This window comes from Mucilaginibacter sp. SMC90, assembly GCF_022811725.1.
In the GTDB taxonomy this organism is placed as follows: Bacteria; Bacteroidota; Bacteroidia; order Sphingobacteriales; family Sphingobacteriaceae; genus Mucilaginibacter.
The window spans coordinates 1,060,569-1,085,519 of sequence record NZ_CP094527.1 but is presented as its reverse complement, the minus strand read 5'-3'; the positions used below and the strand labels follow the sequence as shown (position 1 = coordinate 1,085,519).

Sequence of the window (24,951 nt, the reverse complement as noted above, 5' to 3'; positions counted from 1 at the left end):
AGATGATGAATAAATCGGAATTGGCACATCTACAATCTAAAAATAAAGATGCAGGATTTGCAAATCAAAAATTAAATCCGAAATCGAACATCCGAAATCCGAAATAAAAATGCCTCGTCCCGAATTTAATTATACCAGTAACGATATTACCGATAAGGATGTTCTGTATGAGGACAACCACCTTATTGGCATAAACAAGCGCGCGGGCGATATTGTACAGGTTGATGAAACCGGCGATGAGCCACTTGATGAAAAGGTTAAAAAATACATAGCCCAAAAATACAGCAAGCCTAACGGCGCATTTTTAGGTGTAGTACACCGGTTGGACAGGCCGGTAAGCGGTGTGATCCTTTTTGCTAAAACCAGCAAAGCACTCGACAGGATCAACAAAATGTTTAAAGCCCGCGAAATGCATAAAACTTATTATGCAGTAGTGCGCAAAAAACCTTTCCCCGAGGAGGGCACCCTGGTACACTGGCTGGTAAAAAACTCGCAAAAAAACGTAACCAAAGCCCATGACCGCGAAGTGCAGGGAAGCTTACGCTCAGAGTTAAGTTATAAACTTGTCGGCGAGCTAAATGGATATTATTTGATTGAGGTTGACCCGATAACAGGTCGCCCGCACCAGATCAGGGTGCAGCTTTCAACCCTTGGTTGCCCTATTGTGGGCGATAATAAATATGGTTACCCACGCGGCAGCCTGCGCAAAAGCATTTGTTTGCATGCCCGGAAGCTAACTTTTGTACACCCGGTGAAAAACGAGCCTGTTGCCATTATTGCTCCTGTTCCGCGTGACGGTTTTTGGGAAAAATTTGAGGGGATGATGGTGGGTTGATTTGTGTGGGGCCGTGGAAACACCACAAGTGCTGGGAAGATGCAGATCAGTTGAAAATGGTGGCAAAAAAACCATGTCATTGCGAGGAGGAACGACGAAGCAATCTCGTAGCTATACAGAGCGGACATGCATTAGCTACGAGATTGCTGCGCTCGCAATGACATGGGTTTAAATAGTTTCATTTTCCAAACATCTATAGTGGCAACACTAACCACAGGCAAATTTATATAGCATTCCCGCCGCATAACCTTATCTACATATTCAACACCTCGTTCCAAATCCGCTCATCAACCGGAACACCTTCCTTTAAATTCTTCTCTCTTGTTCTTAAAGTGCCTTCGCCGGGATAAGAAATTGAAGCGCCTTCATATTCGGGCAAACTGGTTTTGGTATAATCAATAATTTCATTGATCAGGCTTTCGGTTTGCTCGCTGCCATTAGGTTTGATGCAAATAAAAACCTGGGATATACCCGATTCCTGTTCGCTTTTAGTTATTTCGGCAGTAGACTTGCCCCCGCTTAATACAGTAGCTAACACATCCAACACCAGTGATAATCCCGATCCTTTCCAAAACCCAACAGGCAGTAACCGTTCCGACTTTAATATTGCAGCAGCATCGGTACTAAGTTTTCCTTCATTGTCATAACCGCCGGGCAGCGGAAGCGGCTCGTTATTATTAGCCTCATATTGTTTTAATTTCCCCACAGCATATTGGGATATAGCCATGTCTAAAACAACAGGTCCATTTTTACGGGGCACGGCAATAACCAACGGATTATTACCAAGCCGTGGACTGACCCCACCCCAAGGCGGTAGGTTAGCAATAGTATTGGTAAAAGAAATGCTAATGAAACCGGCTTCTGCAGCCTGCCAGCCATATGTGCCGCCGCGCATCCAATGATTGGTATTTTTTATTGCCACACAGCCTATGCCATTTTCTGCAGCAAGCTCTATTGCCCTGTTCATGGCAAAACGTGCGTTTAAAATTCCCGGCCCAAGGTTACCCTCCCATTGTTCAATGGCCCCAAAGGCATTTAGCTTAACGGGATCGGCATTAATATTTATAAGATCATCTTTAACATATTTAACAAAAACAGGAAACCGGTTTAAGCCATGGGTATAAACGCCGTCCCTGCTATTTTCGGCAAAAACAGTTGCTATAACTTCGGCTTTATTCTCAGCAAAAGCAAGTTCTGATAATACTCTTTTAAATTCTGCTTTAAGCTTTTCAAATGGAACACGCATAGAATTTGAAATAAATTTTATTTATAACGTTTATTACAGTGTACTGATGCAAGGTAATCAACCATAATTTATAATTTTGCCATTAATTAAATGAAAAGAACTGCGCTGTTATTTTTCCTGTTTGTAGTAAGCATTGCACTGATCGTTAATTCATGCAAGAAAGATAACTTAAGCCATATACCCGGATTATTAGCCGGTAACTGGCAATTGGCCTCCATAACCGTTACCAATTATGTTGGTGATGCCCAGGTTTCGTTAGATACCCTAAATCAAACATGCGAAGATATCCAGCTTTTTACTTTCAACGCCGACAATTCCTGCAGTTACACTAACTTTCAATGTAACCCTGATACTGTAAAGGGAAGATGGTCGCTTACAGACAATAAACTATTTTTAATTTCAGATATTGTATGCAAGGATACCACCAAAGCATCGGGCGGTACTTCAAAGCCGTTTGAGAACACTAAAATAGTTACCTTGGGTAATTATTCGATGGTATTGGAAACAGGAGATGTTGAACCCAATTATTCGGCAACAAAAAAAAGGCGCATTATGCGCTACGGGTTTATAAGGCAAAAAATAACCGCAACCCAGTAACATAAAATAGTTTTAAATTGTAAAATGGTTTTATTATAATAGTTTCAATAACAAGTAAATAATCAGCCTGATGAAACTATTTAGGTTCATCTCCGTTGAAAAACATATTATCGATGAAAAAACGAATTGCCATTTTCGCTTCAGGCTCGGGTTCAAATGCTCAAAAACTGATGGAGCATTTTAAACGCAATGCCGATGCTGAAGTTGTACTGATACTTACCAATAACCCGCAAGCTTACGTTTTACAGCGTGCCGATAATTTTGAAGTACCATCACATATTTTTGGCCGTCACGAATTTTATGAAACGGACGACGTTATCCGTCTGCTAAAAAACCTGCAGGTTGATTTGATTGTACTTGCCGGCTTTTTATGGCTTGTACCACAATCATTATTAAAAGCATTCCCTAATAAGATCATTAACCTGCACCCTGCCCTGTTACCTAAATACGGCGGCAAAGGCATGTATGGCGATAATGTACACCGCAAAATACTGGAAGATAAAGAAGAAGAAAGTGGCATAACCATCCACTTTGTAAACGAAAACTTTGACGAAGGCGAGATCATCCACCAATCAAAATTCAAGATAGAACCAGGAGATACCCTTGAGATCGTAAAATTTAAAGGGCAGCAGCTGGAGCATAATCATTTCCCAAAAGTAGTAGAGGCGCTGTTGAAGAAAATGAAGAGTTGATTATTGAGAGATTTGAGGTTGGAGGTTAGAGATTAGGCTTTCTTTTTAGTTTTAAGGTTACGTTTATTAAAAAAATCTAAGTTTCAGGATACTTTATGGGGGCTTTTACTGATCTCGAGGTTTGGAAAAAGGCCCGTGTACTTCGAAACAACATCACTGAATTAGTTAAAGCGTTTCCTGCGGAGGAAAAATATCGCTTAACAGATCAAATTATTCGTTCATCCCGTTCTATCGGGAACAATATTGCCGAAGGACACGGCAGATTTCATTATTTAGATGCCTCCAAATTTCTTGTAAATGCCCGTGGATCCGCGGCCGAAACTATCGACCATCTGATAATTGCCTTTGATAACAGCCTCATAGATGACCAAACTTTAAGCAGCCTGCGGCAAGATTGTGAGGAATGCATGCGCATGATTAATGGATATATTTCCTATCTAAAGAAGCAACTCGACAATTAACACCTTCAAAAAACACACTTTTCAAGAAGAGTATTTCCAAATCTCTAACCTCCAATAGCTTCCAAAAACATTGATTAAAAAAAACTAATCTCTAACCTCCAATCTCTAATCACTAATTACTACCTTTGCGGCTCAAAAAACAGCGTGTACATGAGCCAGTCAGTTCAAATAAAAAATGCTTTAATTTCTGTTTATTACAAAGATAACTTAGAGCCCATTATTCATGAGTTAAACCGCCTTGGTGTAAATATCTATTCAACCGGTGGTACCGAAACTTTTATCCGTGATTTAGGTGTAAATGTGATCCCGGTTGAAGACCTTACTTCATATCCTTCTATCCTTGGTGGCCGTGTTAAAACACTGCATCCTAAGGTTTTTGGTGGTATTTTAACCCGCAGAGATCATGATGGCGATAAACAGCAAATAGCACAATACGAAATTCCTGAAATTGATTTGGTGATTGTTGATCTGTACCCGTTTGAAGAAACCGTAGCATCAGGTGCCAGCGCCGAAGATATTATCGAAAAGATCGATATCGGCGGTATTTCTTTGATTCGCGCAGCTGCAAAAAACTTTAAAGATGTAGTGATCGTAGCTTCAAAAGATGACTACGCCGGTCTGGAAAATATCCTAAAAACGCAGGATGGTGTTACCACAATTGATCAGCGCCGCTCATTTGCTCAAAAAGCATTCAACATATCGTCCAACTACGATACTCATATTTTCAACTATTTTAACGAGGCCGAACCGCTTCCGGTATTTAAACAAAGTATCCAAACCAGCCAGGTTTTACGTTACGGCGAAAACCCGCATCAAAAAGGTACATTCTATGGTAACCTTGATGCCATGTTTAACAAACTGAACGGTAAAGAGCTTTCATACAACAACCTGGTTGATGTTGATGCTGCTGTTGCCATCATCGATGAGTTTACCGAGCCTACCATCGCCATCCTTAAACATACCAATGCTTGTGGTGTAGCTACCCGCTCAACCATTAAACAAGCCTGGATTGATGCTTTGGCTTGCGACCCGGTTTCTGCCTTCGGCGGCGTAATTATTGCCAATGCCGAGATAGACGCTGAAACAGCTACTGAGATCGACAAATTATTTTATGAAGTGCTGATCGCTCCGGCGTTTACAGATGAGGCCGTAAAAATCCTTTCAGGCAAAAAGAACCGCATCCTATTGGTTCGCCAGCCGGTTGAACTGCCCGTTAAACATTTCAAAACTTTATTGAACGGTGTAATTGAGCAGGATAAAGATGCAGTTATTGAAGGCCCAGCCCAAATGACAACCGTTACCGAAAAAGCTCCTACCGAGGCCGAATTAAAAGATTTGTACTTCGCCAACAAAATTGTAAAGCATACCAAATCAAATACCATTGTGTTTGCTAAAAATAATCAATTGATGGCGAGTGGTGTTGGTCAAACATCAAGGGTTGACGCGCTTAGGCAAGCGGTGATCAAAGCACAAAGTTTTGGTTTCGACCTGAATGGTGCGGTAATGGCATCTGATGCATTTTTCCCGTTCCCTGATTGTGCCGAGTTAGCTGCCGAAGCAGGTATCACTGCCATTTTACAACCAGGCGGATCAATTAATGATAAGCTTTCGGTAGCCATGTGCAACGAAAAAGGCTTAGCCATGGTTACTACAGGCGTACGCCACTTTAAACACTAAATTTAAAGGTTGATTGGGTTGATTAGGTGAGTAGTTTATCGGTTAAAAACGTTTGATTAAAGAGTAGAGATTGATTTGGTGAAAAGGAAAAATGTTTTTGACCTGTTTTAACTTAATTTACCTGTAAATCCAGTCAACCACTTAATAAATAAGCTCTATCAACCCAACCGCAACACAATAAATGTGATTTTTTAACGCTTAAGATTGCAAAATGCTAATTTATTTAAGCGTATTTTTATAAACTTTGCATAACATACTGAAAGAAATACCAGATGGGTTTATTTAACTTTTTTACACAAGAAATTGCTATCGATTTAGGTACAGCAAATACCCTCATTATACATAACGATAAAGTTGTTGTTGACGAACCCTCGATCGTGGCGTTTGACAGAACAACCAATAAAGTGATTGCCATAGGCAGACAGGCCATGCAAATGGAAGGTAAAACGCACGATAATATCCGTACCGTGCGCCCGCTTAAAGACGGTGTAATTGCCGATTTTAACGCTGCCGAACACATGATCCGCGGGATGATCAAAATGATCAACCAGGGCAAGGGATGGTTCTTTCCATCGCTGCGTATGGTGATCTGTATCCCTTCGGGTATTACCGAGGTGGAGAAACGTGCAGTGCGTGACTCGGCCGAAATTGCCGGCGCTAAAGAGGTTTACCTGATACACGAACCAATGGCTGCTGCCGTAGGTATCGGTATCGATGTGGAAGAGCCTATGGGCAACATGATCATCGATATTGGTGGTGGTACTACCGAGATCGCCGTTATCGCTTTATCAGGTATCGTGTGCGACCAGTCTATCCGCGTAGCGGGTGACAACTTTGACTCAGACATCGTTCAATATATCCGTCGTCAGCATAACATCATGATCGGCGACCGTACCGCCGAGAAAATTAAAATTGAGGTTGGCGCTGCCCTTCCTGAGTTGAGCGAGCCGCCGGGCGATTTTGCTGTTCAGGGTCGTGACCTGATGACAGGCGTGCCAAAACAAATCATGGTATCATACACAGAAATTGCACATTGTTTGGATAAATCGATCTCAAAGATTGAAGAAGCGATATTGAAAGCATTGGAGATTACTCCACCCGAGCTTTCGGCCGATATTTACCAAACCGGGATCTATTTAACCGGTGGCGGTGCATTATTGCGCGGCCTGGATAAGCGTGTGGCTGCCAAAACCAAACTTCCCGTTCACGTTGCCGAAGACCCACTTCGCGCCGTAGTACGCGGAACCGGTACCGCCCTTAAAAACATCGGTAATTTTAAATTTTTAATGCAATAGTTTAGTGAGTGGTGAGTAGAGGATAGTGAGTGGTTAATCGCTCATTCATACAACTACTCACTACTCACCATTCAACAACTCACTGATCAATGCGTAACCTTTGGATATTTATAACTAAGTATAACGCGTTTTTTTTATTCCTGATTTTTGAGATTAGCTCGCTGCTTATTTATATTAAATACAACTCGTTTCAAAAAGCATCTTTCATTAACTCAACCAGTAAGGTAACCGGCACACTGTACGGACAGGTTGATGCGTTGAAAAGCTACCTGTCATTAAAAGAAACCAACGATAGCCTTGCCCGCGAAAATGCAAAGCTTCGCGGCCAGCTTAAAGCCTCTTTTTATGTTGACAGTGTTGAAAAACGTAAGGTTAACGACACTGTTTACAAACAGCAGTATAGTTATATTGTAGCCAAAGTGATCAATAACTCTTTTAATAAACGCAGCAACTACATTACTATTGACAGGGGCAGCAGGGACGGGATACAAAAAGATATGGGTGTAATAACCGGGGCCGGGGTAGTGGGCCAGGTTATTGAAGTAACTGATCATTTAGCCATTATTCAATCTGTTTTACATAAAAACACCCGGTTTAGTGCTATGCTTGCCGGCACTAAGGATATTGGCTCATTTGTATGGGGCAATGATCTTGATCCGCACAGGGGGTTATTAATAGACATCCAGAATAACGCACAACCTAAAATGGGTGATACGGTGGTTACCTCCGGTTACTCGCTTTTTCCTACAGGTATACCATTTGGTAAAATTACTAACCTGCACGCCAAAGGCGGTGGTTTACTCATCAATGTTGAGGTAGCCTTAGCCGTAGATTTTACAAAACTGCAATACGTTTACGTGGTAAATAACAAATTTGCAGGTGAACAAACGGGACTGGAGGCCGTACAAAACAAAAATGAGTAGGATTATCCTTGTTAATCTTCTTAGGTTTATCGTATTGGCTTTTATGCAGGTATTCCTGTTAAAAAACATTACGTTTTATAATCTCGCTACGCCGTATTTTTATATTCTTTTTATTCTTTTACTTCCTTTTGAGGTACCTAACGTACTATTGTTTGTACTGTCCTTTGTTTTAGGTATTACCATTGATGCTTTTTATGATACCCCTGGTTTACACGCAGCTGCCTGCGTTGTGCTGGCGTTAGTACGGGTACTGTTCATTAGTATAACTGTGCAAAAGGATGGTTTTGACAATGAGCCCGAACCTACATTAAGTATCATGGGTTTCCGTTGGTTTTTCACTTACGCTTTGATACTAACCTTATTCCACCATTTTTTCCTGCTTAATTTAGAGGTTTTTAGTTTTTCTGAAATACAATACACACTAAGCCGTGTTGTTTTGAGTTCATTGTTTACCGTATTTTTAATACTAATTTCGGGCCTGCTATTTTTCAGAAGGAAAGAACGTAAATGAATAAGTTTTTTGAACGCCGCTACGTTGTTACCGGTATCTTTATAGCTATTATATTAGCCCTGTTAGGGAGGCTTTATTATATCCAGATAGTTGATGACCGCTATACCATATACGCAAACAGCAATGTAAGGCGTACCACCATACTTTATCCCGCCCGCGGGCCAATACTTGATCGTAACGGAAAGATCCTGGTACAAAATGAGCCTATTTACGATGTAATGGTTAACCCCAAAGAAGTTAAGCCTCTTGATACCCTGCTGCTTTGCAAAATGATCGGCATCGACAAAGAGGGCTTTGATAAACGTTTTATTAAAGCAAAAAGGCAATCACCTAATACCGTATCGGTATTTGAAAAACAGCTACCAGTAGAGTTATACGCAGCCCTGCAGGAAAAACTTTTTGAATTTCCGGGCTTTTCAATTGTGCCCCGCACCATACGAACTTATCCGGATTCTGTAGCTGCGCAGTTTTTGGGGTTCATTGGCGAGGTTACCGACAGGGACATTAAACGATCAAACGGCTATTATCGCCTTGGCGACTATATTGGTGTTACCGGTGTAGAAAAAGCTTATGAAAATGTACTTCGCGGTCAGCGTGGTGTACAGGTTCAAATGGTTGATTCACATGGCGCTTTTAAAGGCTCATTTGCCAATGGTGCGCTTGATACCGTACCCCGTTCGGGCGAGCGCCTTACATCATCCCTTGATATCGATTTGCAAAGACTTGGCGAAAAACTGATGCAAAATAAGCTGGGCGGTATTGTGGCTATTGAGCCATCATCAGGCGAGATCTTGTGTTATGTAAGCAGCCCTACTTATGACCCCAACCTGATGGTAGGCCGTCAGCGTGGTAATAACCTTGCCAAAATGTACAACAACCCGTATAAGCCATTCTTCATAAGGCCTATACAGGCGCAGTACCCACCGGGCTCATCTTTTAAACCTTTGAGTGCATTAATTGCCTTACAAGAAGGCATTATCAATCCTAACGAAACTTTTTACTGCACCGGTAATTACAGGGTGGGTAACCGCATAGTGCATTGTAACCATGGCGAAGCGCACGGCACGGTAAATATGGCCAAAGCGGTAGCCGAGTCATGTAACGGTTACTTTACCATGGTGTTTCAGCGCATTGTTGACCGGTATGGGGTAAAAAACACAGAGGCCAATTTCAATGCATGGCGAAATAACGTAATGAAATTTGGTCTTGGTGCCCGGCTTGACCTTGACATGCCGGCAGAAAGCCGGGGCAACGTACCAACGCCTTTGCATTATGATAACACTTACCATAAAGGCGGCTGGCGGTCAAGCACTATTGCTGCGTTGGCTATAGGCCAGGGCGAGTTATTAGCTACCCCATTACAACTGGCCAACCTGGAGTGTACCATTGCCAATCGCGGCTTTTTTTACAAACCACACCTTATTAAAGCTATCGGCACCGAAAACGTCATCAAAAAGGAATACGTAGAAAAAAATTATGTGGGGATAGATTCGGGATATTTTGAACCGGTTATTAACGGCATGCAGGCCGTGGTTGAAAACGGCACAGCGCGCAGGTCAAAAATACCAGACATTATTATGTGCGGCAAAACCGGTACGGCGCAAAACCCGCATGGTGAGGACCACTCGGTATTTGTGGCATTTGCCCCGCGCGATAACCCTAAAATTGCAATAGCCGTTGTTGTAGAAAACTCTGGCGAGGGTGCGCATTGGGCTGCACCTATTGCCAGCTTTATAGTTGAAAAATATCTAAAAGGCAAGATCACGCCGCGCGAATCGGGGTTTACAGTTGATTATTTTGCAAATGCCAACCGTCTGCCCGATCTTAGCCTTTATGCTCAAGACCTGCAAAAAGAACGCAGGCGTGATAGCATCAGAGCTGTGAAGGCCGATTCGATAAAAAAATTCAAAGCCGATTCAATTAAGAAATTCAAGGCCGATTCGATAAAAAAAGAGAGGCAGGAAGCGGCTTATAATAACAAACCGGCAAACTGGATTAAATCGTTAACAGGCGGAAGGAGCAAGTCATGAGCACCCAGCAACGTAGTTTCTTCTTTAACGTAGATTGGCTTACGGTTTTTATATACCTGATACTTTGTGTAATTGGCTGGTTCAATATCCACGCCGCAGTTTTTGACGCTAACCACTCCAGCATTGTAGATACATCTACCAATTACGGTAAACAGTTCATTTACATCTGTGTATCAATTGTGGTTGGTATTGTAATATTGCTACTCGAAAGCCGGTTTATTGCCGCCCTGGCCCCCGCATTTTATGTGGTAATTGTATTTTTACTCGTACTTGTATTGATTATAGGCAGAAACGTAGGTGGTAACCAGGCCTGGATAAACATGGGTGGCGGCTTTCGGCTACAACCCTCAGAGTTTGCCAAGTTTGCCACGTGTTTGCTGTTGGCGCGATATTTAAGCGGCACCAATATCCGCGTTACCGACCCCAAATCATTTTTAATGGCTGCGGCCATCATAGGGTTCCCGATGCTGCTGATCATGCTGCAGCCCGATACCGGTTCAACACTTGTATTTTGTTCTTTAATATTTGTTTTGTATCGCGAAGGCTTGTCACCATATTTCCTGATCATTGCAGGCCTGTTCATTACTCTCTTTGTTACATCGTTACTGTATAACCCACTTTATATTATACTGATCCTGGTTGCAATAACTGCGTTTATTATCTTTTTATTTAAGCGTAACAAGCAGCTCATTAAAACTATGGTTATTGGCCTTGCTATTTCCATAGCATTTATGTTTAGCGTAAAGTTTATTTATACCCATGTTTTAAAGAGGCACCAAACAGAGCGTATTAACATACTACTGGGCATCACTACCGATTTAAAAGGGAAAGGCTACAACGTAAACCAATCAAAAATAGCTATAGGCTCCGGTAAGCTTTGGGGCAAAGGCTACCTGCATGGTACACAAACCCAATACTCATTTGTGCCCGAGCAAAGTACCGACTTTATTTTTTGTACTGTTGGCGAAGAATGGGGTTTTGCCGGTTCATTAACGGTAATAAGCCTGTTTATGTTCCTGATATTACGTGTTATTCTCATAGCCGAGCGGCAACGTTCGCCGTTTACCCGTATCTATGGTTATGGCGTTGCTTCTGTGCTGTTTTTTCACGTGGTTATAAATATCGGTATGACTATCGGCGTGGTGCCTGTTATCGGGATCCCCTTACCGTTCATCAGCTATGGAGGCTCATCGTTGTTAAGCTTTACTATGCTCCTGTTCACGCTCATCAAGCTTGATTCGAACAGGAAATCGAACGTTTAACTCAAGTCAGAAATATTAAGCCCCAAGCCTGAAGTCAACACAAAATTTTAAGTTCTAAGTCTTGAGCCTAAAGTCAACACAAAATTCTAAGTTCTAAGTCTTGAGCCTAAAGTCATAGGTCCGATCATAAAGAACCTGTTTAAAAGCAGATCCCAACGCACCTAATCCAAGATTCGACGTTGAACCCCCGACTTAGAACTTTTGACTTAGAACTTCTAACTTACGCCGCAGGATATCTTCTCCGCAGCAAAGCATAAAATTTATCAGCTGTTGATGCCTTACTTTCCCAATTATTTTTCACTACGTAATTTGTTTTCAGGAAACGTTCAGCCTCTTCAAAAGTATTAAAGCGGTTCACTATCTCTATAGCTTCACTGTAGGCCAGGCTGTAACCATTAAACAAATCTTTAATGTACAACAACTTATCGTTCAGGTTTATGGCCGATTTCAGATCGGTAACAGGCAGCTCGGTAGTAGTACTTGTTGCTGCAACATTAGTTTTTTCGGCCTTTTGGGCCATTATCCGCTGGTTGAAGGTAAGTACCTGCTGGCTGGTCGTATCTGCCGGCGCTGTTGCGGTAACAGGCTGTTCAGCAGGCTTTACCGGCTCAATTACAGGCAAAGATTTTGGCTGCTCGGCTATTGGGGCTATTTCAACGGGCTTTTCGGGAAGCTGGCTTATCAGTTCTTCCTGCTCAAAACGGTCGGCTTCATCATCCCACGTATCTGCTTCATTTAAATTAAGTTCAAAACCGCTCCCTTCCTGAATCTCCTGCTGAAACGAATAACTGTCAACCTCTTTTTCGGCAGCGATATTTATCTGCGGTTCAACTGTTTCTTTTATTGCCGGCTCCGTATCTATCACCTCAATTTTTACCGGGTTGTTAAAAGGCACAGGGGCCACAGGCTCAGCATTGCTGGTAAGCTCAATCTTATCAACCGGAACAGGAATATGCTGCTGCTGCACCACCGGCTCAAAAAAGCGCTGCTCATATAAAGCTTCGCGCTTTACAGGCGGCGGTGTAACAGGCGCAGGCGGAACCACCGGTATCACCGGTTTTGGTTGCTCAGCTACCGGCTCTGTTTTTTCGGTTGGAGGTGCGGGAGCTGCCGCGCGCTCGTTGATACGGCGCAAAATTTCGGCATGGTCTTTTAAAAAATGGGCGTTGGCTACAAAAAGTTCTAATTCAAGTTCGTTAAGTTCGCTGGGATCAGCAGCAAGGTAGTCATATTGATCATTAAGCTCCTTTAAAATCCCACCTATCTTTTTAAATACATCCATTTGCTTCATGGCCTCAATGTTAGGAAAATGCTTATCAAAAATAGGATTAAATTCTGATATTTGCCGACTATAAAAGTCATAAATGGTATATCACGAAGAGGTTTTCAGGCGTAAAAGTGAGTTAGGCGGCAGTATAGAGGTTATCTGCGGATCAATGTTTTCGGGTAAAACCGAAGAGCTGATCAGGAGGCTTAACCGCGCCCGTATAGCCCGGCTTAAGGTTGAAATTTTTAGCCCTAAAGCTGATACCCGTTACGGTGAGGATGCCATTATTTCACACAATGCCAGCAAAATAACTTCCACCCCGGTTGATAGCGCTTCGGCCATTTTATTGCTGGCCAGCGATGCTCATGTAATAGGTGTTGATGAGGCCCAGTTTTTTGACGATGAATTGCCCGAAGTTTGTACCGTGCTGGCTAATCGCGGTGTACGTGTAATAGTAGCAGGCCTTGATATGGATTTTAAAGGTCGCCCCTTTGGTTCCATGCCAGCCATTATGGCCATTGCCGAATCGGTAACCAAGCTACAGGCTGTTTGTGTAAGATGTGGTAATCCGGCCCAATACTCTTACCGTTTAGTGCATGATAACTCAAAAATATTGTTGGGCGAAAAAGAAAGTTATGAGCCCCGCTGCCGTGCTTGTTATAATAACGTTGCCGGCTAAATTTAACCAATAATATATTTTTTATTTAATACTATAAGTAAAACAAATACCGGGTATTTGTTTGTTATATACTTAAACAAAGCCGGCCCAAAGGCGGGCATTTTAATAAAGTATTTAGCAATCAATCAAACTTATGGCCAAAAAGGTTTTAGTTATAGAGGACGATAAAGATATCCGCGACACCGTGGTGTATGTATTGGAGGAAGAAGGCTATGAAGTAATACAATCTGATAACGCCCGCATCCTGCGCACCTTAACCACTATTAACCCCGACCTGATTTTGCTTGACAACTGGCTTACCGATTGGAGCAGCGACGCCAACGGGCAACAGCTAAGTAAAGGAATAAAAGATGATCCGGCTACCAGCCACATTCCCGTGATCATTATTTCGGCAGTGAGCAATATTAAAGAAATAGCCAAGGCCGGTAATGCCGATGGCTACCTTGCCAAACCTTTTGACCTTACCGCACTATCCGAGATCGTAAAAAAACACGTCAACAAATAAGTAATCCTTATCAGTATAAATAAAACGGCCCTCCATTAATTTGAAGGGCCGTTTTTGCCTTACCTCTACATTGCCATGCTCATTACCCCCTCCCTACGCAAGCGTAAAGAGGGGATTTTGCTTTTTGCTTTCTGCCCTCTTTGCGGCGTAGCCAAAGTGAGGGCCGTGCAACGATGCGTTGACCGGGTGAGTCAACTATGCGCTTCTCCTGGGCTAAGGCCTAAATCTTCACACCAAAGCCAATGTTAAACGTACGTCCGTCGGCAGGTAAAATACCCGGGCCAGGATACATGTTAATACGGCGTGTAAAATATTTAGCGTTAAAAATATTGTTCACGTTGGCAGTAAGATGATAGTTTTTAAGGAAACTATAATTGAAAGCCCAGTCAAACAAATGATAAGACGGTACAATACCGGTTGCTCCTGTCGGGTTAAGAACAGTGTTATTAGCATCACTAAAGCTTTTGCCAACATAGCTGTATTGTAGCGTGCTGCTTACGTGGCCGCTTAAAAACGTTAAACCTGCGCGATCTATCCAATCCGGAGTACCTTCAAGACGATTATCTTTTAAGCTTACATTTTTGCCATTTTGGCTTATGGAACCACTGGTGTAACGGCCATGGGTATATGACAGCGAGTTGAACAAACGGAGATCACTTCCTGCCGATTTGTCAAACGAACGGATCAGCGAAACTTCAGTAAACGCCTCAACACCTTTAGCTACGCCATTGCCAATATTGGTCATATAAAGGTGGCTTACATTATTGGCATCCGTTTGGGTTAAAGTACCCGCCCTGTTGCCATAGTAAACATAAAAGGCGTTGACATCAAAACTAAATACAGTGTTGATATGTCCGCGGTAACCCAGATCTGCATCATAACCCTTGCTATCTTTAATGTTAGGGTCAATGATCGTTAACTGATCGGCAGGAGTAACAGCTGCATAAATGTAAGGGCGGTAAGCTTGTGAAAAGTTGCCATAAAACTGGCTTCCATCAGCAAGCTGATATTGTAACCCTGTACCAAACAACGGAAAATTACGCTTGTCATTATAGCTTACCGGCACAGTACGGTTTACAATAACACCAGATGTTGTTGTGTTAATTTGTTCAAAGCGAACACCGGGAGTAATTGTAAATGCTTCTGTTACCTGGAACATATTTTCTACAAAAGCAGCGTAGTTTAAGGTATGCAACCTTAAATCTATTCCATAATCTTTAACCAGGCTCAGGTCAAAATCAGAGGCCACTGTGCCTGTACCTTTTTGTTTACGCTTGGTGGTTTCTTCAAAATACCTTACGCCAGCTGTAAATGAGCTCTTAAGATCGCCCAGTTTATAATTATGAAGCAAACGGGCCTCGGTAGTGAAAGCCGCATAATAATCACGGTCAACCTGGCGCGGGTTATAAGTTTTCAGGCTTGTATTAACCGTATCAGGAATATTAGCTGTGTTGATAAACTGTACACTATTACGCTGGCCAAATAACACGTGCGAAGTAACCTCCAGCCTGGTATCTTTATCAAACTGATAATTGAACAATAACGCCGGGATATTAATTTCCGGGTTAAAGAAGTTACGCGCACGGGTTGATTGACGATTGTCGGCATCAAACTGCGCATCGGTTAAACCGCCTGCTATTTGCTGCCTGTAATCAGACCGTGAAAATTGCAAGGCAATACTTCCCTTATCATTAAACTGGTATTTAATATTGGCATAGTAAGCGCGTGAATTAAAGGCAGCGTCGGGCCTCCAGCCATCTCCGGTACGCGCGCTGTAAAAGGCATAATAGCTAACTTTGCCCACTTTGCCGCCAATAGCATTATACGAGTTAAAAAACCTGTTTGAACCTGCCGATTGTTCGCTTTCAAAACCAAACACTTTAGTGCTATCGCCTTCTTTAAGCTTGAAATTAACCATACCGCCAAACTGGCTGCCAAATTGCAATGCCGCCGAGCCGCGTACAATCTGGATTTCACTTATAGCCTGAAATGGAACATTGTAATGATTTTCGGGATATCCAAACATATCAGAATTGGTATTGTAGCCATTTTGCCTGATATTGGTTTCGATAGACCGGTGAGTATCGGTACCACGGGTACCTATGTTAAGCTGCAGGCCGGCACCATCCATCTCCCACACGTTAACACCCGGTACTTTGGCAAATGCCATGCGGGCATTGTTATTAGCTAAGTTAGCCTTACCAGCATCCAAAAAAACATCAAAGGTTTTTTTACCGGCAAAAATATTAGTGCCCGATACATTGGGTAAATGTTTTGGCCTGCTTTCTTTAATGATAACACTATCAAGCTGCAGTGTATCTTTAACGCTTTTGTGTTGCGCCTGGGCTAATCCTGCGCAGCCCGTAAAAAACGCGGTTAATGAAATTTTATAAAGGGTATTCATTTATTCAAATTAAAAAGATTAGGGGTTTGCTGTTCGCACACAACAATAGCCCATGCATGCGCATAGCACATCATGGCGCAACAATGCATGTCATTAAAATTGAGGGAACAGATTAATTATCAGCTATAAATTCAGGCAAGTGCCATTTCTGGCGGTTGACCGCCAACTGACACAAAGGCATCAGGTATGCTGATATAAATAAATGTGCCGGGAGGCTGAACAGGCTCTGCCGGCTTTATAAAAGAGTATGAAATTTCGGGGCAATTATATTTAGCATCACTGCCCAGTTTCTTTTCTGACGACTCGTGGTTACGCTTACTGATGGGTGCGCTATTGAGCTTTTTAGCGCAGATCACATTTTCATTAAGCAGCTTTGTTGTTTCATAATTGGGGATGCACTGCACATAAAGCGTATCGCGGGTAACCCTGAGTTTTACGTAATTGTATGAAACACCTTCCAGTTGCAACTGTCCGGAAATGTTTACATAACTATCCCAATCATGAATAAAAGGTAAATTCTGCTTGATCCTGATTTCAATAAGGTCATGGCTGTTGTATTTGCCTTTAGCTATCTGACGCGCTATTACCTTATTTGATTTATTGACAAAATATTGATTAAGCGCCATATACCCCAGCAAATTAAGCAAATGGGTAACTAACATGACTATGGCAAAGGTCTTTTTCAATCAATAATGAGTATAAACAATAGCAATGCTACATAAAATTTCAGCGATATAATAATTTATACGTTAAAAAAATTAAATCTGACTATTTAATTCTGGAGACATTCTGAACAAGTGAATATCTTAAAAAAAACAACGGGTTTGATGTACCTGGTTATAAATTAAACACCTCTGTATACTATGATGTATAACCATAACAAAAAACTCAAAGCTTAAGTTATATTTTATAACTATCAGGAAAATCACATTTCCTCACTCAAAAAAAACCTAAAAAAAAGGTAACTTATATATTACAATTGCATTTTTTACGTGTATGCTACAAAATCGGTACGCCTTTTGACCTGCGTATTGTAGATTTATTTAATAATGCCCTGACGATTAATTGAAGCAAACAAAGTTGTTTATTTCGTTATCACATTAAAGAATGAATATTGTATAAACTTGCTGCCTAATAAACAACAAAAAATAACTTTAGCACAATTAGCATTTGCTCAAATTACTCTAAAAGCCGGTTAACCGGTCGGTTATTTTCCTATCAATATCTCATTCCTCTGTTTTATCGGTCAATCAGCCTTTTAAAGCAAAGCTTCAATGTAACAGCTGCATTATTATTTAACGACGACTGATAATTATTAATGAAAAAAAACACCCGTATGGTACCCCCTTACCCAGCACAATCGGAGTCAGATAAATTGGCCATCTTTTTCACCGACCATCTTAACAGGATTTACTGTGCCCAGGCACACTTAGCTGAAAGACTTTTAGAAATTACCGATACCGACACCTTTAAAGATATCAATATCCCAATAAAAGAAACCATCAGCGAAACCGAACAGCAAATTGCCCGCATGGATGGTATATATGCGCAACTTCAACAACGCTATTCGTTTGATAACTGCAGTGGCCTTATCTCCCTGCTTGAAGATGAGTTTACAACCATTCATCAACAAACCGATAATGAGGTACTGCGTGATATGTGCATCCTTTCATACCTGAATTATGTTACAAGCATCGAAAAAAGTTCGATTCAGGTTCTCCGGTTAACAGCCATCGAGAAAAACAACATATCCATGAACCAATTTGTGAAAGAATATTTAAACAATTCAAAAAACAGTCATACGCTTTATAATTTCCTGATAGCGAAGTATGACAATGATCAAAATGCAGCTATCAGCTTATAAAACTATTTTGCTTTAAGAATATATCAGGACGTAAACCGGCTTCGCTCATTGTTTTCAAAAACATATAGCTGATATGCTTGTAAACTTTTTCGGGCGGATGTTTGACAGCGTTCTGATTTCTTAATAAAAAAGCAAACATGTACACGCGTGATAACTTGTAATCCATTTCATTAATAATAAGGTTTGCCCACTCTTCAAGTGTATCGTCGGCCAATGAAAGTTGCCTGTTGTTGAAGCTAACTATAATTTTAATGCAGTTAAATGATGTTATCATAAGCGGGGTAAAAGCCCCTTCTGTTTTCCTGTATGCCTCATCAAGTTCAAAATATAGCGACATGGCTTTTTTGATTTCACCGAGCGCAAGATATTCTTCTGTCTTTATCCGGTTTAAAAAAAAGCCATATACAGACGTTGCATTGTTAGGCAAATGGTAATACTTTTCAAGCACTGCAATAAAACGCAGTGTTTTTAACGGCCTGTTACATAGTTTTAAAGAGTGCGCTGCCAGTAAAAATATCAGGTCATTTGAGGCAGAGGCCTCCAGATTGAGGGGAGGCCGGAAATAAAACCTGGTGAGCTCTTTAAAAAACTCCTTATTAACAACGCCGTATTTAAGGTATTGATAAATTGTATTGATGCACTTTAATGGGTTAACGGAAAACTCAAAATAATTGGTAGCGCCGAAACCGCTCATTATTTTAAGATAATCTTCAAGTTTATTAATATCAAGCCTCAATATGCTTATTGTGGCCAGGCCAGTGTAAACCAGGATTGTCTTTTTCTCCGAAAGTTCAAACTTAAGCAGCGTGTGCAGGGTTTTGGCGTAATCATTATTTATAAATTCCAGGCCAAACAAATAATCAAATAACTCATCGCTGCAATCCTGTTTAAAATACTGTATCAGCGTTTCGGTATCTTTTAAAGTGCCTAATTCTTTTTCAAGTAAATCGCCTAAAAAAATGATGAGGTTTGATTTTTCGCTGGTTGCAAGGCGGGTTTGTGATAAAAGCTGGAAACTTTCCTGCTGCCCGCTTTTAATAGCATAAATAATGCTCCATTTTAATATGGATAACTTACGTTCGCCTGTAAAATATTGGTTAATAATATTTATAAGGTCGATATTAAAAAGGTTATCATTTTTACGCAGCAGATACCTGGATATGGAAAACTCTAAAAAATGATCGTTACTGAACTCAATTAAAGTTCTGTATTCAAAATCACTGCTGGTATTCAACTCACGAATAAAGCCGATACTTAACAACTCAAGATAAGCGTGACTATATTGCTTAATGAGGTTGATAAGTTTAAGTTTACTTGCCTCAAACACACCATTAGCAAAACTCATCTGCTCAACTATGGCCTGGATAAGGTATATTTTATCGGCCGAATACTGGCCCATATAAACTTTGTTCAAAACAAAATTTGAAATGAGCTCATAAACACTCACATGATCAGCATCGTTGAGCGAAAAGTTCTTTTTATGCTGTTTATAGTAAAACTGAAAATATAACGGATGATTAAAATTCTCAACTACATTTACTGCTATAAAATTCTTTATAGCAGGATTAATTTTAAGACAAAGCTCCTTTATTTCCTGCACGCTGAACAACGGTACGTTTGAGGGCTGACTATGCGAACTAAAAAAACCCTCAAACCATGGGCTTTGTTCCATCTCAATCATGTGGCTATAATTAATCCACGTTGATGAACGCATGGTTAAAACCAGCTTAAACCATTCATGCGATTGATAAAATGAAAAAATGTCAATCAACTGGTTCATAATCAGTTGAAACTGATCGTTCTTAAACATATGTTCATCAACCCCGTCAACGATCAGAAAAAAGCGGCCTTCCTTACGTTGCTTTACATCAAGTAAAGCTACAATGTCCTCTTCTATTGAATAGCCAAGCAAACCCAGCATCCAATCGTTTAAATCGCGACCGCTTAAAAACACATTCATTAAAGCGCTGCTGCTAAAAAAAAGCACAATATCATGGCTGTTTTGCTGGATCTTTTCATCGATCCAATGGCAAAGCGCCACCGTTTTACCGTACCCTGCCGGCGCTGCGAATACTGTTGCTGTATAACTTCCCCTCAAAAAGGCTGCAAAATGATCATCAATAAATTGCCTCCTGATGGTTTGCGGGTAAGGGACGCCGGTTTTGTTTTTAATTGCCTGCAGCGTAAAAGAAGTTATTTTACCGGCATTTGCTTTCAAAAGGTCCCAATCAACCGTAGTGCTGCTTTGTTTTACTGATTCGGCCTCCTGCTTTTTACAAAAATCGTCCCAGCCCTCGTAGTCACAATAGCGCGACAGCGTATTCAGGGTAAACATAGATGGATTGAACTTACTATATGCAAAACCATAAATCCGCTTTAACGTTGTTTCGCTAACCCGCTGCTTGGTTTTTTCAAGAATTTGATTTTCAAGCATTTTACAATCTGCCGGGGCAATATTTGATAAACCCGTAATTGTAAGTACAGAATTTTTTAAGGTCTCGAAATAATGTTTAGAAAAACTGGTCATAATTGGCGTTTCAACTCAGCAAAACTTATTATCGTTAAGGGGGTACACCAATAATACGCTGAATAATATATATTGTTTTATATGATTAAACTGTATAAAGCAGCTTATAGCTAAAAAATATTTTACGCTTAAATATAGTTATTGGCAGGCCAAACTACCAAGATGAATAAAATGAATAAAACATTAAGGGTTGACACAGTAAAAATTCAATGCAGCAAGATTAGATAACGCCCTATGTGATTACAGCATTGCTGTAGTTAAGTGTACTTGCAGCCAATTGTTTTAATTAAAAAAACTAAATTGTCAATAAGGTTTTTTTATTTTTATTTGGATTTATTCTAAATAAGGTATTTCTTTGTTGATGTTAAAGCGTCACAGCAATAAATTACCCTGTTCATGAAGAAATTCCTTTTCCTGATAATCCTGTTAAGCACCATACAGACCAGCCTTTGGGCACAATCAAAATTAGATCAGGACCGCGCCGCCATTCGCGCGCTTGGCGGCTTCTATAAAGTAACTTTTGATTATGCCGAAACTTTTTCGCCCGATACGGCATACCGCAACCATCCGCAATACCATTCATGGGGATATGAATGGGCAGCCGTTGAAGAAGACTCGCCAAAAAAAATAGTTATACAGCATTTATTGGTTATAGGTGACAGTGCGGTAATAAAACACTGGCGCGAAGACTGGGTGTACGAAGAACCTACCCTGCTCAACTTTGACCAAAGCAGTACCTGGAAAAAAGGCACCTTAAAAGCAGCCGAAGCTAAAGGCCGCTGGGTGCAAAAAGTTTTTCAGGTTGATGACAGTCCGCGTTATGAAAGTATAGGCACCTGGATCCATGCAGATGGTAAACATTTTTGGCAAAGCGAATGCGATTCGCCCCTGCCCCGCCGTGAATTTACCAAACGCAACGATTATAATGTATTGCGCCGCGGCAACCGTATTTACTTAACGCCCAACGGTTGGATGTTTGAGCAGGATAATCAAAAAATAATTCGCTCAAATGGCGGTGATAAGCTTTTGGCCCGCGAAAAAGGCTACGAAGAATTTACTAAAACCGACGAAAGCAAATTTGCTTTTGCCAAAGGCTGGTGGCAAAAACAACAACCCTACTGGACAGCCGTTCGCCAGGTATGGGATGAAGTTTATGCTCAAAATACCATCATCAAACTAAAAGGAAAAGTAGACGGCAAACTATTGTATGAACGCCTTTTTGACCTTGCCGATCAATCGGCAAAAGAAAAATGGGATGCTCAGAAAAGTAAAACAGAAGCCCGCAAACTCATTAACAACTACCTGGTTACCAATGTTTAAAATATAAAGTCCTGTTCTGTAGTTTAGTTGTTTACATCAAACACTTAACCGGCAGAGCAGGCACAAATTCAAATTAAATTAACAGAATTATGTGCGATGCCAAAATACTCAGTCAAAAGGGAACATCGGTAGTAAGCCGCTGCTCCGAATGCCAATGCATATTTATATGGCACCATAACCTGATCCTTAGCTTTACGCCCGATCAATTTATCCAGTTTAAAAACTTTGCTATAGATCTGGAATTCAATGACCACTCATTCCCGTTTCCTGATGGGCAGGAACGCGTAGTGATGCGTACACCCGTTAATGATATCCAGCTTACTTTTACAGTTGACGAGTGGGAAGATTTTCATGCATCCATGGATGAAGCCCTTTACATGCAGGAGATTTATGCACTGGTTGACGGGAGTAAATAAACCCGCAGTTGCTATATTTAATATCTCTTAACCGTAAAAGGAGTGCATCCTCCCGGTTAAACATTACGTTAACATAATTAATAAAGACATCTATACTATAAATATGAAAGATATTCCCGTACATCAATTAATTGAACGCTCAAGTTCGGGATTTGAGGTCAGGCACTTTGAAAGTGGCGAGGAAGAATCAAAAAAAGGACCGATGGGCGCTCATCGCGATGATCATTACCTGTTTTTTTTGGTTGAAAACGGCACAGCATCATTAATGATTGATTTTAATGAAATTCAATTTCATCAAAACACTTTTTACTATATTTTGCCGGGGCAGGTACATCATCGTATACGTAATGAGATTGCCGGCGGCTGGTATGTAGCCATAGATACCCAGCACATCCCATCCGACTTTCGTAATATTTTCGAGAATCAGCTTTTCCTGCAACAGCCTTACCAGCTTAATGACGTTGAATTGAGGCAATACCAACAAATCCTTTGCCTGCTGCGCGAAAAAAACAGGGAAGATAGCAACAACGCCTTCTTTTTACCTGTTTTACAATCGCTTATACAATCATTTACCGGCATGGCGGCAGCTACCTTTAGCAATGTTTATACACCAGAAAAACAATTGTCACGACCGGCACAAATATCACATCAATTTAAAAAACTACTGCTGAGAAACGTTCGCAAGGTTAAAGGCCCTTCAGCATATGCCGGAATGCTGAACGTTTCTGAATCATACCTTAACGAAGTTTTAAAGAAAACTACCGGGTTCCCGGTAAGTTATTGGATAACCCAGGAAGTAATGCTGGAAGCAAAAAGGCTCCTTTATTACAGCCCCCTCAATGTAAAGGAAATTGCGCACACGCTTGGTTACGATGACCACACCTATTTTTCAAGGCTGTTCAAAAAATCGGCTTGTATCACCCCGCTTGAGTTCAGGGACAAACACCGCAGATAATCCAACCTTTACCCCGATATTACTATTTTTTTAGGCTAAATTTCCATGTTTCTTTGTAACATCAAATACAACAACCATGGAAACATCCACTCTTCATAAATTAAAAAGAAAGGCCGGCAGCCTGTTTGAAAGCCAGCTTTTACAAAGTGGCAGTGTGCTTGAAGTAAGGCACTGGGAGCCATCAACCATGATCGAGATCGACCTGCATTTGCCCCTGGCCGATATGCAGAACTGGCATGAAATACCCTATATAAAGGTAAAGGTTGATAATCTTACCTACCGCGATTACACTCCCGCCGGCTGGGATGCCGAAACCCACACCTGCACCCTTTATATAGATGCAGCACATAGCGGGCCAGGCAGCAAGTGGGCTAAACAAATACAGGCCGGCGACGCTATTCATTATTTCAAGATCCGTTCAACCCGCCATGCACCGGCAAGCACACCTGCCATCATAGGCCTCGGCGATGAAAGCAGCATGGGACACCTGCTGGCCTTGCAACAAATGGTATTGCCTTCAACCCGCTTTTCGGGCGCAATAGTTATGGCCGATGAAAATCACCGCGGCTTATTTGGCGAATATTTTAAATCGCCCTTAATGCCTATTGAACGTAATGATGTTTACGGCCACCACAGCCTCATACAATGGGTAATGGAACAGCAATACAATCTTGAGCATTCGGTATTTTACCTTGCCGGCAACCATACCATGGTGGGCGAATTACGCAAACTGCTGAAATTACAGGGATACCCTTCAAGCCAGATCAGGGCACATGGCTTTTGGTCGTAAAAGTTCAAACCGATAAATGCTTATTCCGTACTCTTGGCGTATTCACCGACATTTTATACCGTTTCGCCTAAAATGTATGTTTAACAAAAATCCAGCGGTACATATTTGCGGCAAATAACATTATCATGAAAACATTTTACAACCCGCTTATAGCTATTATGGTCACCTTGCAGGAGCATATAGTAACGGTTATCCAAACGTTGGCTAACCTTGTGAGTTGAGATACTCATCTACCTATGAAAACCGAAAGCCGATTTGCGATTAGCAAATCGGCTTTTATGCTTTACAGCCCCAATATTAAATATATTGCTCGTTGCATCCCGCCATTGCAACGGAGAAAATAATGGCCCTACTCCTTAAAGTTTTACCGACAATATCAATTTTTTACCGGCATTTCTCCGATGTTTTACCTCCATTCACCGATAACTGCACTTGCTTCGCCTAATAAACCTAACGGTAGGGTGCCATTTGTGCGCAATTTTGGATCACTAAACAACAACAATAATAAATGCCATGAAAACTCTACTTGCAATTCAATTGATCCATTTGGTTATGAAAGCTGCGGAACATGCCGTATCTATCGTTCACGCTATCGGTCATTTAATAAAATAATGCCCGGCACCCCGAGGGAGCTGTTATTTCATCTTTATTAAATCAATAAGCCACCATACACGTTACCCTAAAAAGGGTAGCAT

Annotated in this window: 22 protein-coding genes; 17 read left to right on the top strand and 5 right to left on the bottom strand. The window is 41.2% G+C overall.

What is annotated here, in order from left to right; genetic code table 11:
* The first annotated feature begins 109 nt into the window (after positions 1–109).
* Entirely contained in the window at positions 110–835 is a 726-nt protein-coding gene (locus MTO98_RS04910; RefSeq protein WP_243485500.1) for an RluA family pseudouridine synthase, read from the top strand.
* Between the two features lie 253 nt (positions 836–1,088).
* Here MTO98_RS04910 and yiaK read toward each other — a convergent pair whose 3' ends face one another.
* Positions 1,089–2,081, bottom strand: coding sequence for a 3-dehydro-L-gulonate 2-dehydrogenase (gene yiaK, locus MTO98_RS04905; protein ID WP_243485499.1), 993 nt, complete (start codon positions 2,079–2,081; stop codon positions 1,089–1,091).
* A gap of 90 nt (positions 2,082–2,171) precedes the next feature.
* On the opposite strand from yiaK, the gene MTO98_RS04900 reads away from it, so the two are divergent.
* From MTO98_RS04900 to rodA, 9 genes are all read left to right on the top strand, one after another.
* Entirely contained in the window at positions 2,172–2,678 is a 507-nt protein-coding gene (locus tag MTO98_RS04900; RefSeq protein WP_243485498.1) for a DUF5004 domain-containing protein, read from the top strand.
* A gap of 113 nt (positions 2,679–2,791) precedes the next feature.
* Complete coding sequence (gene purN, locus MTO98_RS04895) at positions 2,792–3,370, top strand: phosphoribosylglycinamide formyltransferase (RefSeq protein ID WP_243485497.1); 579 nt, start codon at positions 2,792–2,794, stop codon at positions 3,368–3,370.
* A 95-nt stretch (positions 3,371–3,465) separates the two neighbouring features.
* Positions 3,466–3,831, top strand: a complete 366-nt coding sequence (locus MTO98_RS04890; protein ID WP_243485496.1) for a four helix bundle protein — start codon at positions 3,466–3,468, stop codon at positions 3,829–3,831.
* Between the two features lie 150 nt (positions 3,832–3,981).
* Positions 3,982–5,508, top strand: a complete 1,527-nt coding sequence (purH, locus tag MTO98_RS04885) for a bifunctional phosphoribosylaminoimidazolecarboxamide formyltransferase/IMP cyclohydrolase (protein ID WP_243485495.1) — start codon at positions 3,982–3,984, stop codon at positions 5,506–5,508.
* Between the two features lie 272 nt (positions 5,509–5,780).
* Entirely contained in the window at positions 5,781–6,803 is a 1,023-nt protein-coding gene (locus MTO98_RS04880) for a rod shape-determining protein (protein ID WP_090528947.1), read from the top strand.
* Between the two features lie 89 nt (positions 6,804–6,892).
* On the top strand, positions 6,893–7,726 hold the full coding sequence (gene mreC, locus MTO98_RS04875) for a rod shape-determining protein MreC (protein ID WP_243485494.1): 834 nt from the start codon (positions 6,893–6,895) through the stop codon (positions 7,724–7,726).
* Entirely contained in the window at positions 7,719–8,237 is a 519-nt protein-coding gene (locus tag MTO98_RS04870; RefSeq protein WP_243485493.1) for a rod shape-determining protein MreD, read from the top strand. The genes mreC and MTO98_RS04870 overlap by 8 nt, the downstream gene beginning before the upstream one ends.
* Positions 8,234–10,267, top strand: coding sequence for a penicillin-binding protein 2 (gene mrdA / locus MTO98_RS04865; protein WP_243485491.1), 2,034 nt, complete (start codon positions 8,234–8,236; stop codon positions 10,265–10,267). Before MTO98_RS04870 ends, mrdA begins: the two co-directional genes overlap by 4 nt.
* Positions 10,264–11,529, top strand: coding sequence for a rod shape-determining protein RodA (gene rodA, locus MTO98_RS04860; protein ID WP_243485490.1), 1,266 nt, complete (start codon positions 10,264–10,266; stop codon positions 11,527–11,529). The genes mrdA and rodA overlap by 4 nt, the downstream gene beginning before the upstream one ends.
* 220 nt (positions 11,530–11,749) lie before the next feature.
* On the opposite strand, the gene MTO98_RS04855 is transcribed toward rodA, so the two are convergent.
* Positions 11,750–12,820 carry a hypothetical protein gene (locus MTO98_RS04855; protein WP_243485489.1) on the bottom strand — a complete coding sequence of 357 codons (1,071 nt, stop codon included), beginning with the start codon at positions 12,818–12,820 and terminating at the stop codon, positions 11,750–11,752.
* A gap of 73 nt (positions 12,821–12,893) precedes the next feature.
* Here MTO98_RS04855 and MTO98_RS04850 point away from each other — a divergent pair, with 73 nt between their 5' ends.
* Both MTO98_RS04850 and MTO98_RS04845 read left to right on the top strand, forming a co-directional pair.
* On the top strand, positions 12,894–13,475 hold the full coding sequence (locus MTO98_RS04850) for a thymidine kinase (protein ID WP_243485488.1): 582 nt from the start codon (positions 12,894–12,896) through the stop codon (positions 13,473–13,475).
* A gap of 133 nt (positions 13,476–13,608) precedes the next feature.
* Positions 13,609–13,980: a response regulator gene (locus tag MTO98_RS04845; RefSeq protein WP_243485487.1), complete on the top strand. Its 372-nt coding sequence runs from the start codon at positions 13,609–13,611 to the stop codon at positions 13,978–13,980.
* Between the two features lie 220 nt (positions 13,981–14,200).
* Here MTO98_RS04845 and MTO98_RS04840 read toward each other — a convergent pair whose 3' ends face one another.
* Complete coding sequence (locus MTO98_RS04840) at positions 14,201–16,384, bottom strand: TonB-dependent receptor domain-containing protein (RefSeq protein WP_243485485.1); 2,184 nt, start codon at positions 16,382–16,384, stop codon at positions 14,201–14,203.
* Between the two features lie 131 nt (positions 16,385–16,515).
* Complete coding sequence (locus MTO98_RS04835; RefSeq protein WP_243485484.1) at positions 16,516–17,070, bottom strand: hypothetical protein; 555 nt, start codon at positions 17,068–17,070, stop codon at positions 16,516–16,518.
* Positions 17,071–17,702: 632 nt separating this feature from the next.
* Between MTO98_RS04835 and MTO98_RS04830 the strand changes: the two genes are divergently transcribed.
* Positions 17,703–18,248, top strand: coding sequence for a DUF892 family protein (locus MTO98_RS04830; protein WP_243485482.1), 546 nt, complete (start codon positions 17,703–17,705; stop codon positions 18,246–18,248).
* Here the strand turns inward: MTO98_RS04830 and MTO98_RS04825 are convergent.
* Entirely contained in the window at positions 18,238–20,682 is a 2,445-nt protein-coding gene (locus MTO98_RS04825; protein WP_243485481.1) for a hypothetical protein, read from the bottom strand. The two genes, MTO98_RS04830 and MTO98_RS04825, sit on opposite strands and share 11 nt — an antisense overlap.
* Positions 20,683–21,171: 489 nt before the next feature.
* Between MTO98_RS04825 and MTO98_RS04820 the strand changes: the two genes are divergently transcribed.
* The 4 genes from MTO98_RS04820 (at position 21,172) to MTO98_RS04805 (ending at position 24,256) form a co-directional block, all read left to right on the top strand.
* Complete coding sequence (locus MTO98_RS04820) at positions 21,172–22,095, top strand: DUF6607 family protein (protein ID WP_243485480.1); 924 nt, start codon at positions 21,172–21,174, stop codon at positions 22,093–22,095.
* A gap of 89 nt (positions 22,096–22,184) precedes the next feature.
* The gene (locus MTO98_RS04815) at positions 22,185–22,511 is read left to right on the top strand and encodes a DUF6686 family protein (RefSeq protein WP_243485479.1); all 327 of its coding nucleotides are present in this window, start codon (positions 22,185–22,187) and stop codon (positions 22,509–22,511) included.
* Between the two features lie 103 nt (positions 22,512–22,614).
* The gene (locus tag MTO98_RS04810; RefSeq protein ID WP_243485478.1) at positions 22,615–23,466 is read left to right on the top strand and encodes an AraC family transcriptional regulator; all 852 of its coding nucleotides are present in this window, start codon (positions 22,615–22,617) and stop codon (positions 23,464–23,466) included.
* Between the two features lie 76 nt (positions 23,467–23,542).
* The gene (locus MTO98_RS04805) at positions 23,543–24,256 is read left to right on the top strand and encodes a siderophore-interacting protein (RefSeq protein ID WP_243485476.1); all 714 of its coding nucleotides are present in this window, start codon (positions 23,543–23,545) and stop codon (positions 24,254–24,256) included.
* Positions 24,257–24,951: the final 695 nt, after the last annotated feature.

Excerpts from the sequence above, each read along its gene's own strand:
- MTO98_RS04910 (WP_243485500.1), top strand. The coding sequence starts at position 110 with ATGCCTCGTCCCGAATTTAATTATACCAGTAACGATATTACCGATAAG.
- yiaK (WP_243485499.1), bottom strand. The coding sequence starts at position 2,081 with ATGCGTGTTCCATTTGAAAAGCTTAAAGCAGAATTTAAAAGAGTATTA.
- MTO98_RS04900 (WP_243485498.1), top strand. The coding sequence starts at position 2,172 with ATGAAAAGAACTGCGCTGTTATTTTTCCTGTTTGTAGTAAGCATTGCA.
- purN (WP_243485497.1), top strand. The coding sequence starts at position 2,792 with ATGAAAAAACGAATTGCCATTTTCGCTTCAGGCTCGGGTTCAAATGCT.
- MTO98_RS04890 (WP_243485496.1), top strand. The coding sequence starts at position 3,466 with ATGGGGGCTTTTACTGATCTCGAGGTTTGGAAAAAGGCCCGTGTACTT.
- purH (WP_243485495.1), top strand. The coding sequence starts at position 3,982 with ATGAGCCAGTCAGTTCAAATAAAAAATGCTTTAATTTCTGTTTATTAC.
- MTO98_RS04880 (WP_090528947.1), top strand. The coding sequence starts at position 5,781 with ATGGGTTTATTTAACTTTTTTACACAAGAAATTGCTATCGATTTAGGT.
- mreC (WP_243485494.1), top strand. The coding sequence starts at position 6,893 with ATGCGTAACCTTTGGATATTTATAACTAAGTATAACGCGTTTTTTTTA.
- MTO98_RS04870 (WP_243485493.1), top strand. The coding sequence starts at position 7,719 with ATGAGTAGGATTATCCTTGTTAATCTTCTTAGGTTTATCGTATTGGCT.
- mrdA (WP_243485491.1), top strand. The coding sequence starts at position 8,234 with ATGAATAAGTTTTTTGAACGCCGCTACGTTGTTACCGGTATCTTTATA.
- rodA (WP_243485490.1), top strand. The coding sequence starts at position 10,264 with ATGAGCACCCAGCAACGTAGTTTCTTCTTTAACGTAGATTGGCTTACG.
- MTO98_RS04855 (WP_243485489.1), bottom strand. The coding sequence starts at position 12,820 with ATGAAGCAAATGGATGTATTTAAAAAGATAGGTGGGATTTTAAAGGAG.
- MTO98_RS04850 (WP_243485488.1), top strand. The coding sequence starts at position 12,894 with ATGGTATATCACGAAGAGGTTTTCAGGCGTAAAAGTGAGTTAGGCGGC.
- MTO98_RS04845 (WP_243485487.1), top strand. The coding sequence starts at position 13,609 with ATGGCCAAAAAGGTTTTAGTTATAGAGGACGATAAAGATATCCGCGAC.
- MTO98_RS04840 (WP_243485485.1), bottom strand. The coding sequence starts at position 16,384 with ATGAATACCCTTTATAAAATTTCATTAACCGCGTTTTTTACGGGCTGC.
- MTO98_RS04830 (WP_243485482.1), top strand. The coding sequence starts at position 17,703 with ATGAAAAAAAACACCCGTATGGTACCCCCTTACCCAGCACAATCGGAG.
- MTO98_RS04825 (WP_243485481.1), bottom strand. The coding sequence starts at position 20,682 with ATGCTTGAAAATCAAATTCTTGAAAAAACCAAGCAGCGGGTTAGCGAA.
- MTO98_RS04820 (WP_243485480.1), top strand. The coding sequence starts at position 21,172 with ATGAAGAAATTCCTTTTCCTGATAATCCTGTTAAGCACCATACAGACC.
- MTO98_RS04815 (WP_243485479.1), top strand. The coding sequence starts at position 22,185 with ATGTGCGATGCCAAAATACTCAGTCAAAAGGGAACATCGGTAGTAAGC.
- MTO98_RS04810 (WP_243485478.1), top strand. The coding sequence starts at position 22,615 with ATGAAAGATATTCCCGTACATCAATTAATTGAACGCTCAAGTTCGGGA.
- MTO98_RS04805 (WP_243485476.1), top strand. The coding sequence starts at position 23,543 with ATGGAAACATCCACTCTTCATAAATTAAAAAGAAAGGCCGGCAGCCTG.